At 68.4% G+C, this 17,106-nt stretch carries 15 protein-coding genes and 1 pseudogene; 7 read left to right on the top strand and 9 right to left on the bottom strand.

The window, feature by feature from the left end; all coding sequences use genetic code 11:
- Positions 1 to 323: 323 nt before the first annotated feature.
- The 4 genes from ACYR7D_RS24610 to ACYR7D_RS24595 form a co-directional block, all read right to left on the bottom strand.
- Complete coding sequence (locus ACYR7D_RS24610; protein WP_459546892.1) at positions 324 to 545, bottom strand: hypothetical protein; 222 nt, start codon at positions 543 to 545, stop codon at positions 324 to 326.
- 198 nt (positions 546 to 743) lie between these two features.
- Positions 744 to 1,745, bottom strand: a complete 1,002-nt coding sequence (locus ACYR7D_RS24605; RefSeq protein WP_459546891.1) for an Rpn family recombination-promoting nuclease/putative transposase — start codon at positions 1,743 to 1,745, stop codon at positions 744 to 746.
- Between the two features lie 212 nt (positions 1,746 to 1,957).
- Positions 1,958 to 2,167, bottom strand: a complete 210-nt coding sequence (locus tag ACYR7D_RS24600; RefSeq protein ID WP_459546890.1) for a DUF397 domain-containing protein — start codon at positions 2,165 to 2,167, stop codon at positions 1,958 to 1,960.
- Positions 2,154 to 3,041 carry a helix-turn-helix domain-containing protein gene (locus ACYR7D_RS24595; RefSeq protein WP_459546889.1) on the bottom strand — a complete coding sequence of 296 codons (888 nt, stop codon included), beginning with the start codon at positions 3,039 to 3,041 and terminating at the stop codon, positions 2,154 to 2,156. The genes ACYR7D_RS24600 and ACYR7D_RS24595 overlap by 14 nt, the downstream gene beginning before the upstream one ends.
- A gap of 318 nt (positions 3,042 to 3,359) precedes the next feature.
- Between ACYR7D_RS24595 and ACYR7D_RS24590 the strand changes: the two genes are divergently transcribed.
- Both ACYR7D_RS24590 and ACYR7D_RS24585 read left to right on the top strand, forming a co-directional pair.
- The gene (locus ACYR7D_RS24590; RefSeq protein WP_459546888.1) at positions 3,360 to 3,557 is read left to right on the top strand and encodes a hypothetical protein; all 198 of its coding nucleotides are present in this window, start codon (positions 3,360 to 3,362) and stop codon (positions 3,555 to 3,557) included.
- Positions 3,544 to 3,879, top strand: a complete 336-nt coding sequence (locus ACYR7D_RS24585; protein WP_459546887.1) for a hypothetical protein — start codon at positions 3,544 to 3,546, stop codon at positions 3,877 to 3,879. Before ACYR7D_RS24590 ends, ACYR7D_RS24585 begins: the two co-directional genes overlap by 14 nt.
- 157 nt (positions 3,880 to 4,036) lie before the next feature.
- Here the strand turns inward: ACYR7D_RS24585 and ACYR7D_RS24580 are convergent, their stop codons facing one another.
- Together ACYR7D_RS24580 and ACYR7D_RS24575 are read right to left on the bottom strand one after the other, a co-directional pair.
- A complete protein-coding gene (locus ACYR7D_RS24580) occupies positions 4,037 to 4,597 on the bottom strand; it encodes a TetR/AcrR family transcriptional regulator (RefSeq protein ID WP_459546886.1) in 561 nt (186 codons plus the stop codon).
- Positions 4,594 to 6,096 (bottom strand): FAD-dependent monooxygenase, encoded by a 1,503-nt coding sequence (locus tag ACYR7D_RS24575; protein WP_459546885.1) that lies wholly within the window; start codon positions 6,094 to 6,096, stop codon positions 4,594 to 4,596. Before ACYR7D_RS24575 ends, ACYR7D_RS24580 begins: the two co-directional genes overlap by 4 nt.
- Positions 6,097 to 6,397: 301 nt before the next feature.
- On the opposite strand from ACYR7D_RS24575, the gene ACYR7D_RS24570 reads away from it, so the two are divergent.
- Entirely contained in the window at positions 6,398 to 6,919 is a 522-nt protein-coding gene (locus tag ACYR7D_RS24570) for a M15 family metallopeptidase (RefSeq protein ID WP_459546884.1), read from the top strand.
- Between the two features lie 20 nt (positions 6,920 to 6,939).
- On the opposite strand, the gene ACYR7D_RS24565 is transcribed toward ACYR7D_RS24570, so the two are convergent.
- Entirely contained in the window at positions 6,940 to 8,172 is a 1,233-nt protein-coding gene (locus tag ACYR7D_RS24565) for a helix-turn-helix domain-containing protein (RefSeq protein WP_459546883.1), read from the bottom strand.
- Between the two features lie 212 nt (positions 8,173 to 8,384).
- Between ACYR7D_RS24565 and ACYR7D_RS24560 the strand changes: the two genes are divergently transcribed.
- The gene (locus ACYR7D_RS24560; RefSeq protein WP_459546882.1) at positions 8,385 to 8,690 is read left to right on the top strand and encodes a hypothetical protein; all 306 of its coding nucleotides are present in this window, start codon (positions 8,385 to 8,387) and stop codon (positions 8,688 to 8,690) included.
- 30 nt (positions 8,691 to 8,720) lie between these two features.
- Here ACYR7D_RS24560 and ACYR7D_RS24555 read toward each other — a convergent pair whose 3' ends face one another.
- A complete protein-coding gene (locus ACYR7D_RS24555; RefSeq protein WP_459546881.1) occupies positions 8,721 to 9,608 on the bottom strand; it encodes a PAC2 family protein in 888 nt (295 codons plus the stop codon).
- 164 nt (positions 9,609 to 9,772) lie between these two features.
- On the opposite strand from ACYR7D_RS24555, the gene metH reads away from it, so the two are divergent.
- The 3 genes from metH to ACYR7D_RS24540 all read left to right on the top strand — a co-directional run bounded on the left by metH (position 9,773) and on the right by ACYR7D_RS24540 (position 16,111).
- Entirely contained in the window at positions 9,773 to 13,369 is a 3,597-nt protein-coding gene (metH, locus tag ACYR7D_RS24550) for a methionine synthase (protein WP_459546880.1), read from the top strand.
- 316 nt (positions 13,370 to 13,685) lie between these two features.
- Positions 13,686 to 15,290: a serine/threonine-protein kinase gene (locus ACYR7D_RS24545; protein WP_459546879.1), complete on the top strand. Its 1,605-nt coding sequence runs from the start codon at positions 13,686 to 13,688 to the stop codon at positions 15,288 to 15,290.
- 122 nt (positions 15,291 to 15,412) lie between these two features.
- Positions 15,413 to 16,111, top strand: coding sequence for an HAD family hydrolase (locus tag ACYR7D_RS24540; protein WP_459546878.1), 699 nt, complete (start codon positions 15,413 to 15,415; stop codon positions 16,109 to 16,111).
- 613 nt (positions 16,112 to 16,724) lie between these two features.
- Here ACYR7D_RS24540 and ACYR7D_RS24535 read toward each other — a convergent pair.
- Positions 16,725 to 17,105, bottom strand: a pseudogene (locus ACYR7D_RS24535) (MerR family transcriptional regulator); the annotation flags it as partial.
- Between the last annotated feature and the right edge of the window lies 1 nt (position 17,106).

The raw sequence follows: 17,106 nt of genomic DNA, 5'->3' as shown, positions 1-17,106 counted from the left end.
TTTCCCGCGTGCCGCGATGCCGAAATGTGGGCTGGTGTGCCGCGCTGCAGTGCGGTGGTGAAGGCCTACGCGGGAGGGCCACCAGGGCCCGAGCATGCTCTGGACGGGTCGGGCCCCCTGCTCTTCGTCGCGTATGCGGCCGCGAAGGTGACGGTCGGTTCGAGGAGGCGCCTGGATCACCGGACAGGTCATCTGCACCGAAGGTGGCTTCGGCCGGTGGCGGCCCCGCGGTCCGCGCTGAGCGGAGCATTCTGCCGCCGGGCCGACCCAGCTGAGAGCGAAACGCCCGGCCGAGCGGAGAGACCGGGCATTTCGTGGGGTCGTCAGGCGAAGACCTGGTCGAGGGTGGAGGCTGTGATGAGGCGTTGCAGCCAGGTGTCGACAGTATCGGGGGTGGCTGTGCGGATTGTGCTGATGGTTGTATCGGGTAGCGAGCCGAATTTGATGGTCAGCAGTTTGACCAAGGTTTCGGCGAGTCCCTCGGCGCGGCCCTCGGCGCGGCCCTCGGCGCGGCCTTCCGCGCGGAGCCGTTCGGCTGTGGTCATGATGGCCTCCTTGGCTCGGGGACCGAGTTGCTCGATCAATGGGTCGAGGTCGCCGGGGCGTGTACACAGCTGCGTCGGCTGGGGACGAAACGACTCGGCCGCCGCAACGGCCTTTCTCGAACCACTTTGCGGACATGTCCGATACACGGACGACGAAACGCTCGGCGGTTGGAAGGGTCCGAGCGTTTCGTGGGGTCGTCAGGCGAAGACCTGGTCGAGGGTGGAGGCTGTGATGAGGCGTTGCAGCCAGGTGTCGACAGTATCGGGGGTGGCTGTGCGGATTGTGCTGATGGTTGTATCGGGTAGCGAGCCGAATTTGATGGTCAGCAGTTTGACCAAGGTTTCGGCGAGTCCCTCGGCGCGGCCCTCGGCGCGGCCCTCGGCGCGGCCCTCGGCGCGGCCTTCCGCGCGGAGCCGTTCGGCTGTGGTCATGATGGCCTCCTTGGCTCGGGGACCGAGTTGCTCGATCAATGGGTCGAGGTCGTCTTCGGTGGTGTCGCCGACTATGAGGATGTAGGTCATGACGGCCTGGAGTTCGCTGATCGGGTGCGGTCCCGTGGCAAGGGCTCGCAGGTCGTCGACCAGGTCCAGCATATCGGAACCGAGGTCGGTATTGCGGGGGGCGATCTTGTGCAGGGCCAGCATGACGCGGGTAGCGGGGGTGAGGTCGCGGGCGCGCAGCGCGGCCAGGTCGGTGGCGGCGATATCGTCGAGGAGGAATCTGAGCCGGGGCAGATGCGGCTGCAGGATGTCCCGGGTGCCGGGGTCGAGGTCGATGAGGTCCGATATCTCGGTGGGGGCGTTCCAGGCCTGGCCGGTGCTGTTGCTGTGGACGACCAGGGGGATGACGGCGGGCAGGGTGCGGGCCTTCGGGTGATGGTCGCGGTGCTGGTTCCAGATGTTGACCAGGTACTCGAGGATACGCAGCGGCATGAACCGGTCACTGCTGCTCTGGTGTTCGATGAGGAGATAGAGGTAGGCGGTGTGGCCGTCGAGGTGGGTGCGGTAGAGCAGGTCGCTGTAACGGGAACGTAGTTCGGTGGAGACGAAGCTGCCCGGTTGTAGCTGTAACCGGTTCCAGTCGATCCGCCGGGTGAGAGCCTCCGGGAGGGCGGCGCGTAGCTCCGAGGCTGCGTCGGCGGGGCGAGCCAGGACGTGCCGGAAGTACGCGTCGTGCGGGTTCGACGGTTGGGCTGGCATGACCGCGAAACTACCCGCAGGCTCCGACTTCCTCACTGGCGCATCGTGGTTCGCAGGTTCAAGAGCCGCGCCTGTCGTCGGCTGGTGAGTGAAGGAGCGGAGCGTATACGGGGGCGCCGGCCGGAAGCGAAACTCGGTCGCCGTCACCGCCTCCTCTCGAGGGGCGCGGCGACCGAGGGACTCGCCTCCGGGCAGGGGCCTGTACTCAGGGACTACGGTCGGTCGAATTCTCCGGACTTGGCACCGGCCAAGAAGGCATCCCACTCGCCGGGTGTGAAGACCAGGGCCGGGCCGGTCGGATTCTTGGAGTCGCGCACGCCGACGAGCCCTCCGTCCAGGTGCGCCGTCTCGACGCACTCTTTGGTGCCGGAACTTCGGCTGCTCTTGAACCACTGTGCCCCGGTTAGGTCAGCGCTGTTCATGGTGCTCCTTCGCTATCTTCTTCACCAGATCTCGGGTTCGGTCTTCGTCGAGCGCCACACGCCTGATGCCGGCGGCTGCCATCTGGTATCGGTCGATTTCCTCTGGCCGCTCGAGGTACTGGTCACTGGTGTAGCCCTGAACGTACACAACCGGCGGCTCTGACAACCATGCTGTTCGATGCGGTGGGAACTCCAGCAGGACGAACAATCCCGCGTCGAGGCCGACGTGAGTAGCAGTGAAGGGGACAGCCTTGATTGATACCTTGGGGAGCTCGCTCAACTCGGCGAGATACTCCAGCTGTTCGGCCATTACCGCAGGGCCTCCGACCTGGTGCCGTAACGCAGCCTCGCTTACCAGGATCTCCACTTCCAGGTTGGGGTCGTCGTGTAACCGCGACTGCCGCCGGGTCGCGATCTCGATGTGTTGCTCTACCTCTACAGTGCGCATCCCTGGATTCGATGTCCAGATCATCGCCCGCCGGTACGGCTGTGTCTGGACCAGTCCGGGAAGTAGCGTCGGGGCATAGGTCAGGAATCGGCTGGCCGCGACCTCCAAACCCAGGTACAGGTCGAAGTCCTTCGGTACCGCCTCGCGGTAGGCGTGCCACCACGATTTGTACGACAGTCCACTCAGAAGGTCCAGCAGGACATCTGTAACCTCCTTAGGCGCCTTGTAGATCCGGCACAGCTCCCGCACCTGTAAGGCCGAGATGCGTGTGGACTGTCCGGTCTCCAAGCGCCATAGGGTCTGATGCCCTACGCCGATGGCCTTCCTGGCCGCTTGGACACTGACTCCCGAAGTCTCGCGCAGGTTTCGTAGTTGTCTCCCCAGCATCCGTCGCGCGAAAGTGCTGTCGGTCTCCCTGTCTGTCATCCCACTCCCCTTTGCGCGGGCCTCCACATCCCGCACTGGAACGCAGTCTGCCTCGAACTGGAATGCGCGGAGGGCAAAAACTGGAATGTTGCAAATTTTCTCAGGAATTGACGCACCGGAAGCTTCCGAACCCGTTGCCGTCCTTGTCTACTGAGGAAGCACCCGGCGCAGGCCACCTCCAGAAACCCTGGGGGACACCAGGTCAACGCCAGGAGCGCCGCGAACTGGTGGTCCAGCATTCACAGTTTGGTCGCTGATGCCCTGTTGGACCCTGCGCCGGGTGCTCGCCAACACTATGCCAGGAGCAGGTGATTCCTCATGCGTGTCAATGGATTGCCGAACCAGTACAGACCGGGCGCCTCGGGTCCGGCGCGGTTACCCGCCCGCGTGCCGGGGGCGACCGGGATACCGGACGGGCCGGTGGCGGTGCTGCCGTCCATCGAACGGCTGGAATACCTCGCGCACGCCGTTCGCCGCTGGTGTGCGGAGACGGACGGCCCCGATGGTCACCGGTGACCGTCCCGCCGCTATCGCCCTGGTCCGGTGTGATGTCCCGGCACCCGCCGTGGACCTGCACGAACTGGCGGCGCGGCACGGATACCGGCTGGTGTTCACCGTCGTCACGGACGCGGGTCCGCGGGTGACCGCGCTGGCGCTGGCCCGGCACGCGCAGGAGTGGGATGCCCGGGCGGTCGTCGTACCCGGATTCGAGCATGCCGAGGTGGTCCGGCACCTGGTCACCGATATCGCGGCACTCATCACCCCGATGCGGCTCTATCCGCGCGGGCACCGCTGGGCCGGGGCCGGTCACCGCTGGGATCGGCCGGTGGATGGCTGATGTGGTGCTGGTGCAACTGGCGCTGGGTCTGCTCGGGTTGACGGTCGCGCTGTGGTGGCCCGGCGGCGGGCACTGAACACCGCCGGGGTCGTCCACCTGGTCGGCGCCGCGGGGTCCGCCGTACGTCACGGCACGGCTGACCCCGCGGGGCATGGGTTCAGGGGCCGGCCGCGCGGGTCGATTCGAGGACCAGTCGCAGGGCCGCATCCGCCGCGGCGCGCGTGTGGTCCCCGGAAAGCGCGAGTTCGAACAGGAGGCCGCGGGCGGTCGCCAGGGTGGTCTGTGCCAGCAGTTCAGCCCGTTCCCGGTCGTAACCGGCCCGCGTGAACAGGGTGGTCAGTACGGTCTTCCATTCCTGGATCCACTCGGCGAGCGGCACCGCCCACGGCTTGCGCTGCATGGCGGCGGCCGCGATCTCGAAGAACAGCGGACCCAGCCGGGACGCCTCGTCGGCCATTCGCTCCCAGAGCGTGTAGGCCGCGGTGTAGGGGTCCGCGGAGGTATCGAGCAGCGCTGCCAGGGAGCGATGCTGTTGTCCCCAGGACGCGGTGACGACGGCCGCCAGGAGCCCGTCCCAGGAACCGAAGTGGTAGTGCAGCATTCGATGACTGGTGCCGATCTCCTGGGCTATCGTCCGGAGGCTGGTATCGCCCACACCGTGGACGGCGAACCAGCCGACCGCCCGTTCGAGCAGGGCTTCGCGGGGATTCGTCATCATGGGCGGCCGGTTCCGGTGAATCGTGCGAGCACTCGGTGCAGTGCGGCGGGGTCGTCACCACGGTAGGCCACATAGCCGTCGGGGCGGATCAGGACGTATCCGTCGTGGCGCATACGGTACCGCTCCCGTGCCTCGCCTGCCGGGTCCGTCGTGGGGTCGATCCGCACCACGGCCGGGCTCGGGGCGTGGTGGGGAAGCGCGCGCACTTCGCCCTTCGGGGTGCCGAAGCGCAACAGGGTGAAGTGGTCGAAACCCAGCCGGTCGTGCACGGTTCCCTCGGCGAGGGTGGCATCGGGCGCGCGGTCACCGATGCCGGGCCGCCGCGAGAACGGCCACCGTGACCGGCCGGGGTAGCCGATCGCGAGCTGGGAATTCTGCAGACTGGCTCGGCGCGCGGCACCCGGAATCCGCGCACCGAGCCGGAGAACGGCGTCGCGCAGCGCTCGGGCCCGCGGCCCGCGCAACGCATACAGGCGCCGTCGGCCCTCGACATCTCGGATGGTCGCCGCGGCGACGGGCCGGCGCTCGATTTCGTAGTCGTCCAGCACTTCGGCCGGGGCGCCCGATTCCACCCGCGCGATTCGCCACGCCAGGCCCACCGCGTCCTGGATACCGAGGTTCATCCCCTGCCCCCCGAACGGCGGGAAGACATGGGCGGCGTCACCGGCCAGGAACACCCGGCCGCGGCGGTACCGCTCGGCCAGGCGTACCTGGGTCCGGAATATCGACGTCCAGCAGACCTGCGTGATCCGCATACCGGGGGTGCCGCGTTCGTCGAGGAGACGCTGGAGTTCCGCGGGGCCGGGATCGGACAGCTCTTCTCGCCGCGCTCGGTCGGTCATATCGACGAACACTCGCCAGAGTTCGCCGTCGCCCGGCAGGCGCATCATCATGAAGGGGCCGTCGGCACCGAGCCACAGCGCGCTGTCCTGGAACGGGGCCGCGGCTTCCAGCACGATATCGGCGAGGTAGTAGGTTTCGCCGGTCGCTTCTCCGGTGAAGGCGATGTCCAGGGCCGTGCGCACTCGGCTGCGCGACCCGTCGGCACCGATCAGCCAGTCGGCCTCGAGGCCGCGTCCGTCGGTGAGTCGCACGCCGACACGCTCGTCGTTGCGGGTGATCGTCGCTACCTGTGCGTCGTATTCGATCTCGACCCCCAGCGTGCGTAGCCGGTTGCGGAGGATCGCCTCCAGGCCCGTTTGCGGCAGCACATACGTGTAGGGGTACGGGCTCTGCGGCGGGACCCACGCCAGCCGGGACAGTTCCGCGTCGCCGCGCATGATGGAAGCCCCGGAGAGGGGATAGGCGGCCCGCTCGATCTCCTCGGTCAGCCCTGCTCCGGCGAGCAGTTCCATCGATCTGGCCTGTAGACCGAGCGCTTTCGAGCCGGAACTCGGTCGCGGACGACGTTCCAGAACCCGGCACGGTACGCCATTGGCCGCCAGCACCAGCGCTGCCACCATCCCGGTCGGCCCGGCGCCGGCCACGAGAACACTCACCGCGCGCTCCTTCGGATGTAGGCCGTTGTATCGGATGCGGCCGTGAGCGACCGTCGGAATTTCCACATGTACCAAATGGTACATACGAAAGTGGGTGAGGCGGTACCGACGGAGACCTGCGCGCGATGGCTACCGCTGTGGTGTGTGGTCCGCTCGGGGGATGACGCGCAGGGCGTGGCCCGGCTCCGTGTGGAGTGCCGGGGCGGGACGTGACCGCTTCCGGATCGGAGGGCGATCACATTTATGCAGCTCGAGTGCAACGCGCCGGTCCGGCGGCGGCGGCCCGGATAAGATCATCCGCATGCTCCACCGCGTAGGCGCATTGTCCCGCAGCACCGGTACCGTGGCGGCGATACTCACGACGGTGGGTGTGCTCCTCTCCGGCGCCGCCGAAGCCGCCGCATCGCCCTTCCCGGTCCCGCCGCTCACCGAGACGGCCGCCGCCGCGACCGAGGGACTGGACCCGCTGCTGGCGCTCGCCTACACCATGGCCGAGCAGGAGGCCCACGCCGCCGGGGTGCCGATGCGGATCAATTCCGGTTATCGCACTCCGGGTGAACAGCAGGCGCTGTGGGAGGACGGGCTGCGTACTTACGGTACGCCCGAGGAAGCCCGGCGCTGGGTCCTGCCGCCCGAGGAATCCACGCACGTCACGGGCCGGGCGGTGGATATCGCGCCACGGGAGGGCGCCGCATGGCTGGAGGCCGAGGGCCATCGGTGGGGGCTGTGCCGGACCTTCGACAACGAATGGTGGCATTTCGAGTTGGTCACGGTGCCCGGTACGCCGTGCCCGCCCCGCGTACCGGACGCCACGCACCGCTGAGACCAGCGCCCCCGGCGGCTTCAGGCCCCGGACAGCGATCGCAGTTCGTCGAGATAGGCGCGGGTGCGCGGATCGCCCGGGAAATTCGTGACCAGTTCGTGGGCCACTTCGCTGCCGATACACAGCAGTGAGGGCAGAGAACGTCGTTTCGCCTCGAACGCGCGCCCAGCCTCGGCCACCGCCAGTTCCAGATCCCGGCCCCGCGCGGCCACCACGGCCAGCGTCAGACGGGCCTCCGCGACCCGCATCGGGTTGCGTACCACACCGTCCAGGCCGACCGAATCGGCCAGGACCGCACGGGCGTAGGCCTCCGCCTGCGCGTCGTCGCCGACGACCCGGCAGCAGTCCATGGCGTAGAAATCGAATTTCTGCGGGTCCACCACGAAATGGTTGTCCAGATCGTCGGGGTGGCCGAGGCGATTCATCAGGGTACGGCCCTCGAGCAGGGCGGCGTCGACCGCGCCGCGATCGCCCAGGCGGGCCCAGGCCTTCGCGCGCTGGGCCGCGAGCTGCACCCCCACACCACTGGACGCGCATTCCGACGGCACCGCCTCGGCGGCCTGGATGACACCGCGGTGATTGCCCTGGGTGAGGGCGAACCAGGCGGCCAATTCCGCGCTCCAGCCGATGATCTCGGGATGTTCGGCTTCCTGGCCGAGGGAACGGGCCGCCCGGCGGGTGGCCTCGGCGTTGCTGCGCCGGCCCAGATCGTATTCCAGGCAGCCGAGCAGCAGCGCCACCCAGCCCGCCAGTTCCAGCACCTCCTTGTGCTGGGCGAGGGTGAGCCGGCTGTCGAGCAGCGCGGCGATCCGGCGCAGCCAGCCGGCGGCCTCGCGGTGCAGGGTGTGCGGATCGGCGGAGGCGTAATCGCAACACAGTCGCTGGGCGGTGATCCGCACCGCGTCCAGGGTCGCGGTAGAGACATCCGACATCCGCAGCCGGCCCATGAATTCCAATGTGTCCATACCGGTGGCCGTGAGCAATTCGTCGTCGCGGCTCGGCCGGACCTTGGGGAAGAAAGCGGCGGTCACACTGTCGAAGGCGGCGGCGATCAGGGGAGCGTAGAAATCGTCCGGCCGCGATTCGCCCGATTCCCAACGCCGCCAATTACGTAGCAGAGTGCTGTCGGTCGGCAAGTTCTGGGAAGACTTGGCGCGCAGGGCCCGTACGGCCTCGGCCTGTGACCACCCACGCGCATCGCGTTCCGAGCGCATCCGGATGGCCCACAGCGGACGATCTTCAGCAGCAGTCACGCCGCCAGTATTGCACCAGCAAACTTCCCGGGAGCCGAAGAGGGCATCGGCATGTCCCCCACATGACCTCTTCTGTCCCCGGGCATCTTCGGTCATGCTGAAATCGAGCCGGTCCCGTGCCGGTTCGAGCAACACACCCGCGAATGCGGGAGGAGATCCCGGAGCAGGAAATGGTTCCCCGCCGAGGCGGGGAAGAAATTCAGGAGGTTCGGGTGGAAGCATTGGTATACGGGTATTTACGCGACGATCTGGCCGCGGACGACGGCGACGATATGGAAGCCGCGCTACGCGAACTGGCCGATGCCCAAGGATGGTGCTTCGCCGCGACCTTCCACGAATCCCATGCCGGCGACGGTACGGCGTTCGCCGAACTGACCCGGGAACTCCTCCGGGCGGATGCCCACCACGTGGTGGTGCCTTCGCTCGATCACCTCACCGGCCAGACGATCCCTCGCGAGCTGCTCATCGCGAAACTGGCCAGTGACGCCGCCGCCCGTATCTGGTCGGTGGCCGGCTGAACCGCCGGGCCCGGCGGCGCGGCGTCCCCCTCAGCGCCCGAAGCCGCCGGGCCCCCGCCGGCGCAGATATTTCTCGAACTCGGCCGCGATGGTATCCCCGTCGATCTTGGCCATCGCCTCGTTGACATCGATCGCGGCATCGCCGCGCTCCTCCAGCGAACGCACGTACTCGGCGATCTCCTCGTCGGCGACCGTCATCTCGTTCACCGTCGACTCCCACTCCTCGGCCTGCTGCGGTAGCTCCCGCAACGGCACCTCGATATCGAGGACCTCCTCGACCCGGTGCAGCAGGGCGATCGTCGCCTTCGGGTTCGGCGGCTGCGAGACGTAGTGCGGAACCGCGGCCCAGAACGAGACCGCCGGTACTCCCGCCTTCACACACTGGTCCTGCAGCACCCCGGTGATACCGGTGGGGCCCTCGTACCGGGTCTGCTCCAGGTTGAACCGTTCGGCCGCCTCCTTGCTGTAGGCGGAACCGGTCACCGGAACGGGGCGGGTATGCGGCGTATCGGCCAGCAGGGCGCCCAGGATGACCACGGTCTGTACGCCGAGCTGATCGATGAACTCCAGCAGATCGGCGCAGAACCGCCGCCAGCGCATATTCGGCTCGATACCACGCAGCAGCACCACATCGCGGTCGCTGCCGGGCGGTGAGCAGACCGAAAGGACGGTCGCGGGCCAGACGATCTCCCGGGTCACACCCTCCACCTGCCGGACCATCGGCCGGTTCACCTGGTAGTCGTAGTAGTCCTCGGAATCGAGTTCGGCCAGCGGCCGCGCGTCCCAGATCAGTTCCAGGTGCTCCACCGCGCCACTGGCCGCGTCCCCGGCATCGTTCCAGCCCTCGAAGGCAGCAACGAGCACCGGGTCGCGCAAGACGGGCAGTTCCCGATCCACCGCAGATTCACTCGAGCTCACCTCTGCCAGCCTACGGGGCGGGCCGCCACCGGCGCGCAGTATCGGTGCCGCCACGCCTGTCGCACGCGGCCGGGCGGGTATGTTCCGCGACCCGGGCTGTGGCCGCCCACACAGGGCGCGAGCTAGCCGAACAGCTCAGCGGGCGCGCCCACTAGTCTGGATCCATGTCTGCCTCTCGTTCCGCCGAGTTCGATACCACCTTGCTCGACACCCTCAGCCGGCGTGTTGTGATCGGCGACGGTGCGATGGGCACGATGCTGCAGGCCGCGGATCTCACACTGGACGATTTCCGCGGCCTCGAAGGCTGCAACGAGATCCTCAACGACACCCGTCCCGACCTGCTGCGGCATATCCACCGGTCCTATTTCGAGGCCGGCGCCGACGCCGTGGAAACCAATACGTTCGGCTGCAACCTGCCCAACCTCGGCGATTACGAGATCGCCGACCGTATCCGGGAGCTCTCGGAAAAGGGCACCCGGCTGGCCCGCGAGGTCGCCGACGAGATGGGTCCCGGCCCCGACGGTGTGGCCCGCTACGTACTCGGCTCGATGGGACCCGGCACCAAACTGCCCACCCTCGGCCACGCGCCCTACGCCACCCTGCGCGACGCCTACACCGAGGCCGCGCTCGGCATGCTCGACGGCGGTGCCGACGCGGTACTCATCGAGACCTGCCAGGACCTGCTGCAGGTGAAAGCCGCCGTCAACGGCACCCGCCGGGCCATGGAGCGGGCGGGCCGCCGGATCCCGATCATCACCCACGTCACCGTGGAGACCACCGGCACCATGCTGGTGGGCAGTGAGATCGGTGCCGCCCTCACCGCGCTGGAACCGCTGGGTATCGATGTGATCGGCCTGAACTGCGCCACCGGCCCGGACGAGATGAGCGAACACCTGCGCTACCTCTCCCAGCATGCGCGGATCCCCGTTTCGGTGATGCCCAACGCCGGGCTGCCGGTACTCGGCGCCCACGGGGCCGAGTACCCGCTGACTCCCGAGGAGCTGGCCGCGGCGCTGCGCGGGTTCGTCGCCGACTACGGTTTGGCCCTGGTCGGGGGCTGCTGTGGTACCACCCCGGAGCACATCCGCCAGGTCACCGCGGCCGTCCGCGAGGTCGAACCGGGCCTGCCCCCGATCGGGCAGCGCCGCTCGCCCGCCCCCGAGCCCAGCGTGTCCAGTATGTACACCGCGGTACCGTTCGAGCAGGATGCCAGTGTGCTCATGATCGGCGAGCGCACCAACGCCAACGGTTCGAAAGCGTTCCGGGAGGCGATGCTGGCCCAGGACTGGTCGAAATGCCTCGATATCGCCAAGGACCAGACCCGTGACGGCGCCCATGTGCTCGATCTGTGCGTCGACTACGTCGGTCGCGACGGCAGCGCCGATATGTCGGAACTGGCCTCCCGGCTGGCCACCGCCTCCACCCTGCCGATCATGCTCGACTCCACCGAGCCGCCGGTGCTGCGCGCCGGACTGGAGCATCTGGGCGGGCGCTGCGCGGTCAACTCGGTGAACTACGAGGACGGTGACGGCCCGGATTCGCGCTTCCAGCAGATCATGCGGCTGGTCGCCGAGCACGGCGCCGCGGTGGTGGCGCTGACCATCGACGAGGAGGGCCAGGCCCGGACCGCGGAACACAAGGTCGCCATCGCGGAGCGGCTCATCGCCGATATCACCGGCAACTGGGGGCTGCGGGTCAGCGATATCATCATCGACACGCTGACCTTCACCCTCGGCACAGGCCAGGAGGAATCGCGCCGGGACGGCCTGGAAACCATCGAGGCCATCCGGGAGCTCAAACGCCGCTACCCCGAGGTGCAGACCACCCTGGGCCTGTCCAATATCTCCTTCGGCCTCAATCCCGCCGCCCGCCAGGTGCTGAACTCGGTGTTCATGCACGAATGCGTCCAGGCAGGCCTGGACAGCGCCATCGTGCACGCCTCGAAGATCCTGCCGATGAGCCGGATTCCCGAGGAGCAGCGCGAAACCGCCCTGGATCTGCTCTACGACCGCCGCCGCGAGGGTTACGACCCGCTGCAGAAACTCATGCAGCTCTTCGAAGGCGTCTCGACGGCCGATTCCCGGGCCTCGCGCGCCGACGAACTGGCGGCGCTACCCCTGTTCGAGCGGCTGGAACGACGCATCGTCGACGGGGAACGGGCCGGGATGGAAGCCGATCTCGACGCGGCCATGACCGAGGTGCCGCCGCTGCGGATCATCAACGAGACGCTGCTGTCCGGTATGAAAACCGTGGGTGAGCTGTTCGGTTCGGGGCAGATGCAGTTGCCCTTCGTGCTCCAGTCGGCCGAGGTCATGAAGGCCGCGGTGGCCCATCTGGAACCGCATATGGAGGCCACCGACGACAGTGGCAAGGGGCGCGTCGTCCTGGCCACGGTCAAGGGCGATGTGCACGATATCGGCAAGAACCTGGTCGACATCATCCTGTCCAACAACGGCTACGAGGTGGTGAACCTCGGGATCAAACAACCCATCGCGAGCATTCTCGACGCCGCGCTGGACAAGAAGGCCGATGTCATCGGCATGTCCGGTCTGCTGGTGAAATCCACCGTGGTGATGAAGGAGAACCTGGAAGAACTGAACTCCCGCGGGGTGGCCGGGCAGTTCCCGGTACTGCTCGGCGGTGCGGCCCTCACCCGCTCGTATGTGGAGAACGATCTCACCGACGTCTACGAGGGCGATGTGCACTACGCCCGGGACGCCTTCGAAGGCCTGCGGCTGATGGACGAGATCATGGCGCGCAAACGCGGGGAAGCCGCCGACCCGGACAGCCCCGAGGCGGTGGCCGCCCGGCAGAAGGCGGCCGAACGCAAGGCGCGGCACGAACGTTCACGGCGGATCGCCGAGCAGCGCCGCGCGGCCGAAAAGCCGGTGGAGGTGCCGGTCCGCTCGGATGTGGCCGCGGATATCCCGGTTCCGGTTCCGCCCTTCTGGGGAACCCGCGTGGTCAAGGGCCTGGCGGTGCACGAGTACGCGGGCCTGCTGGACGAGCGGGCACTGTTCCTGGGGCAGTGGGGGTTGCGGGGGCAGCGCGGCGGCGACGGGCCCAGCTACGAGGAACTCGTGGAATCCGACGGCCGGCCCCGCCTGCGGGCCTGGCTGGACCGGTTGAGTACCGAAGGGGTACTCCAGCATGCCGCGGTGGTCTACGGCTACTTCCCGGCGGTTTCCGAGGGCGACGATGTCGTGGTGCTCACCGAACCGGAACCCGACGCGCCGCAACGTCATCGCTTCACCTTCCCGCGTCAGCAGCGGGACCGGTTCCTCTGCGTCGCCGATTTCATCCGGTCGCGGGAGTACGCCCGGGAGACCGGCCGGGTGGATGTGCTGCCGTTCCAGTTGGTCACGATGGGGCAGCCGATCGCCGATTTCGCCAACCAGCTGTTCGCCGCGGACAACTACCGGGATTACCTGGAAGTGCACGGGATAGGCGTCCAGCTGACCGAGGCGCTGGCCGAGTACTGGCACCGGCGGATCCGCGAGGAACTCACCCTCGACGGTCACGCCATCGCCGAATCCGATCCGGCGGAGGTCGCCGAGTACTTCAAACTCGGATACCGGGGCGCGCGCTACTCGTTCGGTTACGGTGCCTGCCCCGAGCTCGAGGACCGTGCCAAGCTGGTGGACCTGCTCGACGCCGGCCGCCTGGGGGTGACCCTTTCCGAGGAACTGCAGCTGCATCCCGAGCAATCCACGGACGCTTTCGTTCTGCTCCATCCGGAGGCCAAATACTTCAGTGTCTGAGGCGGAATAAACCTGCCGCCAGTGTGATTGTGGTCACCTCCTCTTGTGGTGGGTGGCTCCGGCACCGGCAGCGGTGATCGAAAACGCAGGTAGCCGGGCTCCGGTGGGGCCGGCAAACGCATACTGCCCGCGCGGCTTCCAGGTACCGGAGGCTAGGATTTCCGGGAATTCCGCCGAGGTTCCCGCCGAGCCAGAAGTCCGGACGGCGCTCCTCGGGTGCGTTGGCCGCGCCGGACCGTGGCGGAGCCGTAGGCAGTCGCCTGTGACGCGCGCAGTGCTGGAGACTCGGCGGCTAGCAGAAGGGGCCACGACAGAGATGACCAAGGATCGGCTGATCTCCGGGCGGTATCGGCTCACGGATCCCATCGGCACCGGCGCCATGGGCGTGGTGTGGCGGGCGCTCGATATCCGCCTGCAGCGCACCGTCGCGGTCAAACAGGTTCTGCTGGGCCCGAACCTGACCGAACAGCAGACCGCCGAGGCGCGTAAACGCGCCCTGCGTGAAGGCCGGATCGCCGCGCGTCTGCACCACCCGAATGCCATCTCGGTCTTCGACGTCGCCGACGAGGACGGCCAGCCGTGGCTGGTCATGGAGTACATGAACGCGCCGAGCCTGGCCAGCCGGCTCAATCTCGACGGCACCCTCGGTCCGGTGCAGGTGGCCGAACTGGGTGCCCAGGCCGCCGCCGCGCTCGCCGCCGCGCACGACGCCGGTATCGTGCACCGCGATGTGAAACCGGCGAATCTGCTGGTGGGCGACGACGGGACGGTGAAGATCACCGATTTCGGGATTTCGCGCGCCACAGGCGATGTCACCGTCACCGCCACCGGTTTCCTGGCGGGCACCCCCGCCTATCTGGCTCCCGAGGTCGCCCGCGGTGAGCAGCCGATCCCCGCCTCGGATGTGTTCGCACTCGGATCGACGCTCTACCACGCCCTCACCGGCCGTCCTCCGTTCGGCGACGGCGACAACCCGCTGGCCGTCCTGCACGCGGTCGCCGGCGGTCAGGTCGAACCGCCCGAGGGTGCGGGCGCGCTGGGACCGGTGCTGATGCGGCTGCTGGAGAACGAGCCCGCGACCCGGCCCACCATGGACGAGGCCCGCGTCATGCTCGAGGAGGTGGCCGCCGGACGGGCTCCGGTCGCCGCGGTGCCGTCCGCCACGAAGGTTCTGCCCGCCGGTCTCGGCGCCGCCGCGGCGCTGCCCGCCGAGGACCCCGAGCCCGCCCCGTCCGCCGGAGGAGCCGGTACCCCACCCGCCTTCCGTGATCCCGGGCGCCGGTCCGGCGCTGCCCCGGTGGCCGCGCCGCCCGCCGCGCCACCTCCGGCGCCGCCCGCGCCGCAGCGCCCGTCCGGGGATACCGGGGATGGCGGTTCCCGCACCCGGACGGCGGTACTGGCCGGGGCCGCGGCCCTGGTCCTGGTGGTGGCCATCGGGTTGCTCCTGGCCAATGGCGGTGATACCGAGAATCCGGTCGCGCAGGGGCCGGACAGCAGCCAGGCGATGGCCCCGGACGACGAGGCGGATTCCGGCGAGACCGCCCCCGGCAGCCCGTCGGCCGCAAGCCCCAGCGCGGCGCCGGCGACCACCACCTCGGCCGAAACCGGCCCGCCCTCGGCCGCCCGGGTGGAGCAGTTCGTCCGCGGCTACTACGGTCTGCTGCCCGGCAACCCGTCCGCCGCCTGGGCGCAGCTTTCCCCTGAATACCAGGCAACCACCGGCGGGTACGGCGAGTACACGCGCTTCTGGTCGACCATCTCCGCGGTCAGTATCGGCTCCGTCAGCCCCACCGGCACCGGTGCCGCCGTCGCCACGCTCACCTACACCATGAGCAACGGGTCGGTGCAGTCGGAGAGCCGGTCGTTCCAGGTGGCGCCGGTCGGTGGCGCGTTGGTCATCACGGCCTCGCAGGTGGTGTGAACCCGCTCCCGCCCGGTTTGCCCCGGCTCGCTCGATATGGCTACCGTCACCGGGAGGGGGCGGCGCCGTACCGGGAATCCGCCGGTACCGAGATGATCCATCGCGACGAAAGGTCGTCATCTATGGCCGAGCTCGCCGGAGTGCTCTGGGATATGGACGGTACGCTGCTCGATTCCGAGAAACTGTGGGATATCGGTGTCCGGGAACTGGCGCGGGAGCTGGGCCGGGAGATGACCCAGGAGATCCGGCACGCGCTGATCGGTGCCTCCGGGACGAACGCGCTGCGGATCATCTTCACCGAACTCGGCGTGCCACCGGAACCCGAGGCGGTCGCGGCGGCCGGCCGCTTCCTGGAGCAGCGGGTCACCGAGTTGATGACCGGTCCGATTCCCTGGCGGCCGGGGGCGGTGGAGGCGCTGGATATGGTGCGCGCCGCCGGCCTGCCCTGCGCGCTCGTGACCAACACCAAACGTTCGCTCACCGAGCTCGCGCTGGAAACGCTGGGACGCGACCGGTTCGATATCTCCGTCTGCGGTGACGAGGTGCCGCACGGTAAGCCCGACCCCGCTGTCTATCTGCGCGCGGCCCAGCTGCTCGGCCTCGATCCGGGCGATTGTGTCGCGGTCGAGGATTCGGTGACCGGGGTGGCGGCCGCCGCGGCCGCGGGATGCGCGGTGCTGGTGGTGCCCTGTGAGATCCCCGTACCGCCGCACCCCTCCCGCGTGCACCGGGAGAGCCTCGCCGGTCTCACCCGCGCGGATCTCGATCGCGTGCTGAACCTCTGCCGTGCCTTCGTTCCGGGGCAGGTTTCCGCTTCCTGATTCCGGATCGGCCGCCATCACCGCCGGTTCCGTGGCGGCGCTGCCACTGTACGCGCTGGAGCCGCCGGTGCTGGTTCTGTCCGCACCCCATGAGCTCGAGCGCGTCCCGCGCGACCCCGGAGCGCCGGGCTCCGGCACGGGCGCGGCGGTCGTGGCCGGAGACAGGGTGGGTAGCGGCGCCGGGCACCGGTCATGCCCCGCTGGTTTCCACCCGCGGTGGGAGTGCTGGGCGGCGGTGCTATCAGCCTGGTCTATATGGGCCTGTTCGCTCCCGAGGGGATCGACACCCGGCCTTTCGCTGCCGGAATAACGTTGACGCTCCTGGTCTTCGGTCTCACGGCCTGGTTGCAGTGGGTATGGAAGGCAGGTGGCGTCGTACCCCGGTCGCCGGTGGAGGAGCCCCTACAGCAATGGAAACAATTGTTTTCGTACATACTGCCGGTGGGATTGATCAGTGGGGTGGGTGTCATCCTGGGCGGGCAGACCGGAAACCTGCGCTGGATGTTCCTCCCGTTCGAGCTGATCGTCGGTGGCTTCCTGTGGTTCGTGCTGGAGCGTCGGCGAACCCGGTCGCGCCGGAGCTGAGGCAATCGCTCACCCCGGCATGACGGGCGAGCAGATCACCGAATTCGGTGGCGTAGGCCAGGTGCCGCCGTAGCCGTTCAGTGCTGTCACGGGCCTTGTCCCGGCATCGCCGGAGGTATTCGCTTGCCAGGGCGCGCTGTTCGGCCGTGGCGGTGGGGTCGTCGAGGATTTCCAGGGCGTCGAGCAGTTCTTTCATTTCCGCCAAGCCGAATCCGAGCGGTTTCATCCGCCGGATCACCAGCAGCCGGTCCACATCGGCGCCGCTGTAGAGGCGGAAGCCGCCGGCCGAGCGCGCCGCCGGGTCGACCAGCCCGACTTCTTCGTAGTGGCGGATCGTTTTGATCGACAACTCGGTGCGCTCGGCGACCTGCCCGATCCGCAGGAAACCCTCCGCGCGAGGTTCGTTCACC

This window comes from Nocardia sp. X0981, from assembly GCF_977089955.1.
Note: the sequence above shows the minus strand (reverse complement) of the source record. Positions and strands in the feature narration are given on the sequence as shown.

Excerpts from the sequence above, each read along its gene's own strand:
- ACYR7D_RS24545 (WP_459546879.1), top strand. The coding sequence starts at position 13,686 with ATGACCAAGGATCGGCTGATCTCCGGGCGGTATCGGCTCACGGATCCC.
- ACYR7D_RS24595 (WP_459546889.1), bottom strand. The coding sequence starts at position 3,041 with ATGACAGACAGGGAGACCGACAGCACTTTCGCGCGACGGATGCTGGGG.
- ACYR7D_RS24590 (WP_459546888.1), top strand. The coding sequence starts at position 3,360 with ATGCGTGTCAATGGATTGCCGAACCAGTACAGACCGGGCGCCTCGGGT.
- ACYR7D_RS24610 (WP_459546892.1), bottom strand. The coding sequence starts at position 545 with ATGACCACAGCCGAACGGCTCCGCGCGGAAGGCCGCGCCGAGGGCCGC.
- ACYR7D_RS24580 (WP_459546886.1), bottom strand. The coding sequence starts at position 4,597 with ATGATGACGAATCCCCGCGAAGCCCTGCTCGAACGGGCGGTCGGCTGG.
- metH (WP_459546880.1), top strand. The coding sequence starts at position 9,773 with ATGTCTGCCTCTCGTTCCGCCGAGTTCGATACCACCTTGCTCGACACC.
- ACYR7D_RS24570 (WP_459546884.1), top strand. The coding sequence starts at position 6,398 with ATGCTCCACCGCGTAGGCGCATTGTCCCGCAGCACCGGTACCGTGGCG.
- ACYR7D_RS24585 (WP_459546887.1), top strand. The coding sequence starts at position 3,544 with ATGGTCACCGGTGACCGTCCCGCCGCTATCGCCCTGGTCCGGTGTGAT.
- ACYR7D_RS24605 (WP_459546891.1), bottom strand. The coding sequence starts at position 1,745 with ATGCCAGCCCAACCGTCGAACCCGCACGACGCGTACTTCCGGCACGTC.
- ACYR7D_RS24600 (WP_459546890.1), bottom strand. The coding sequence starts at position 2,167 with ATGAACAGCGCTGACCTAACCGGGGCACAGTGGTTCAAGAGCAGCCGA.
- ACYR7D_RS24540 (WP_459546878.1), top strand. The coding sequence starts at position 15,413 with ATGGCCGAGCTCGCCGGAGTGCTCTGGGATATGGACGGTACGCTGCTC.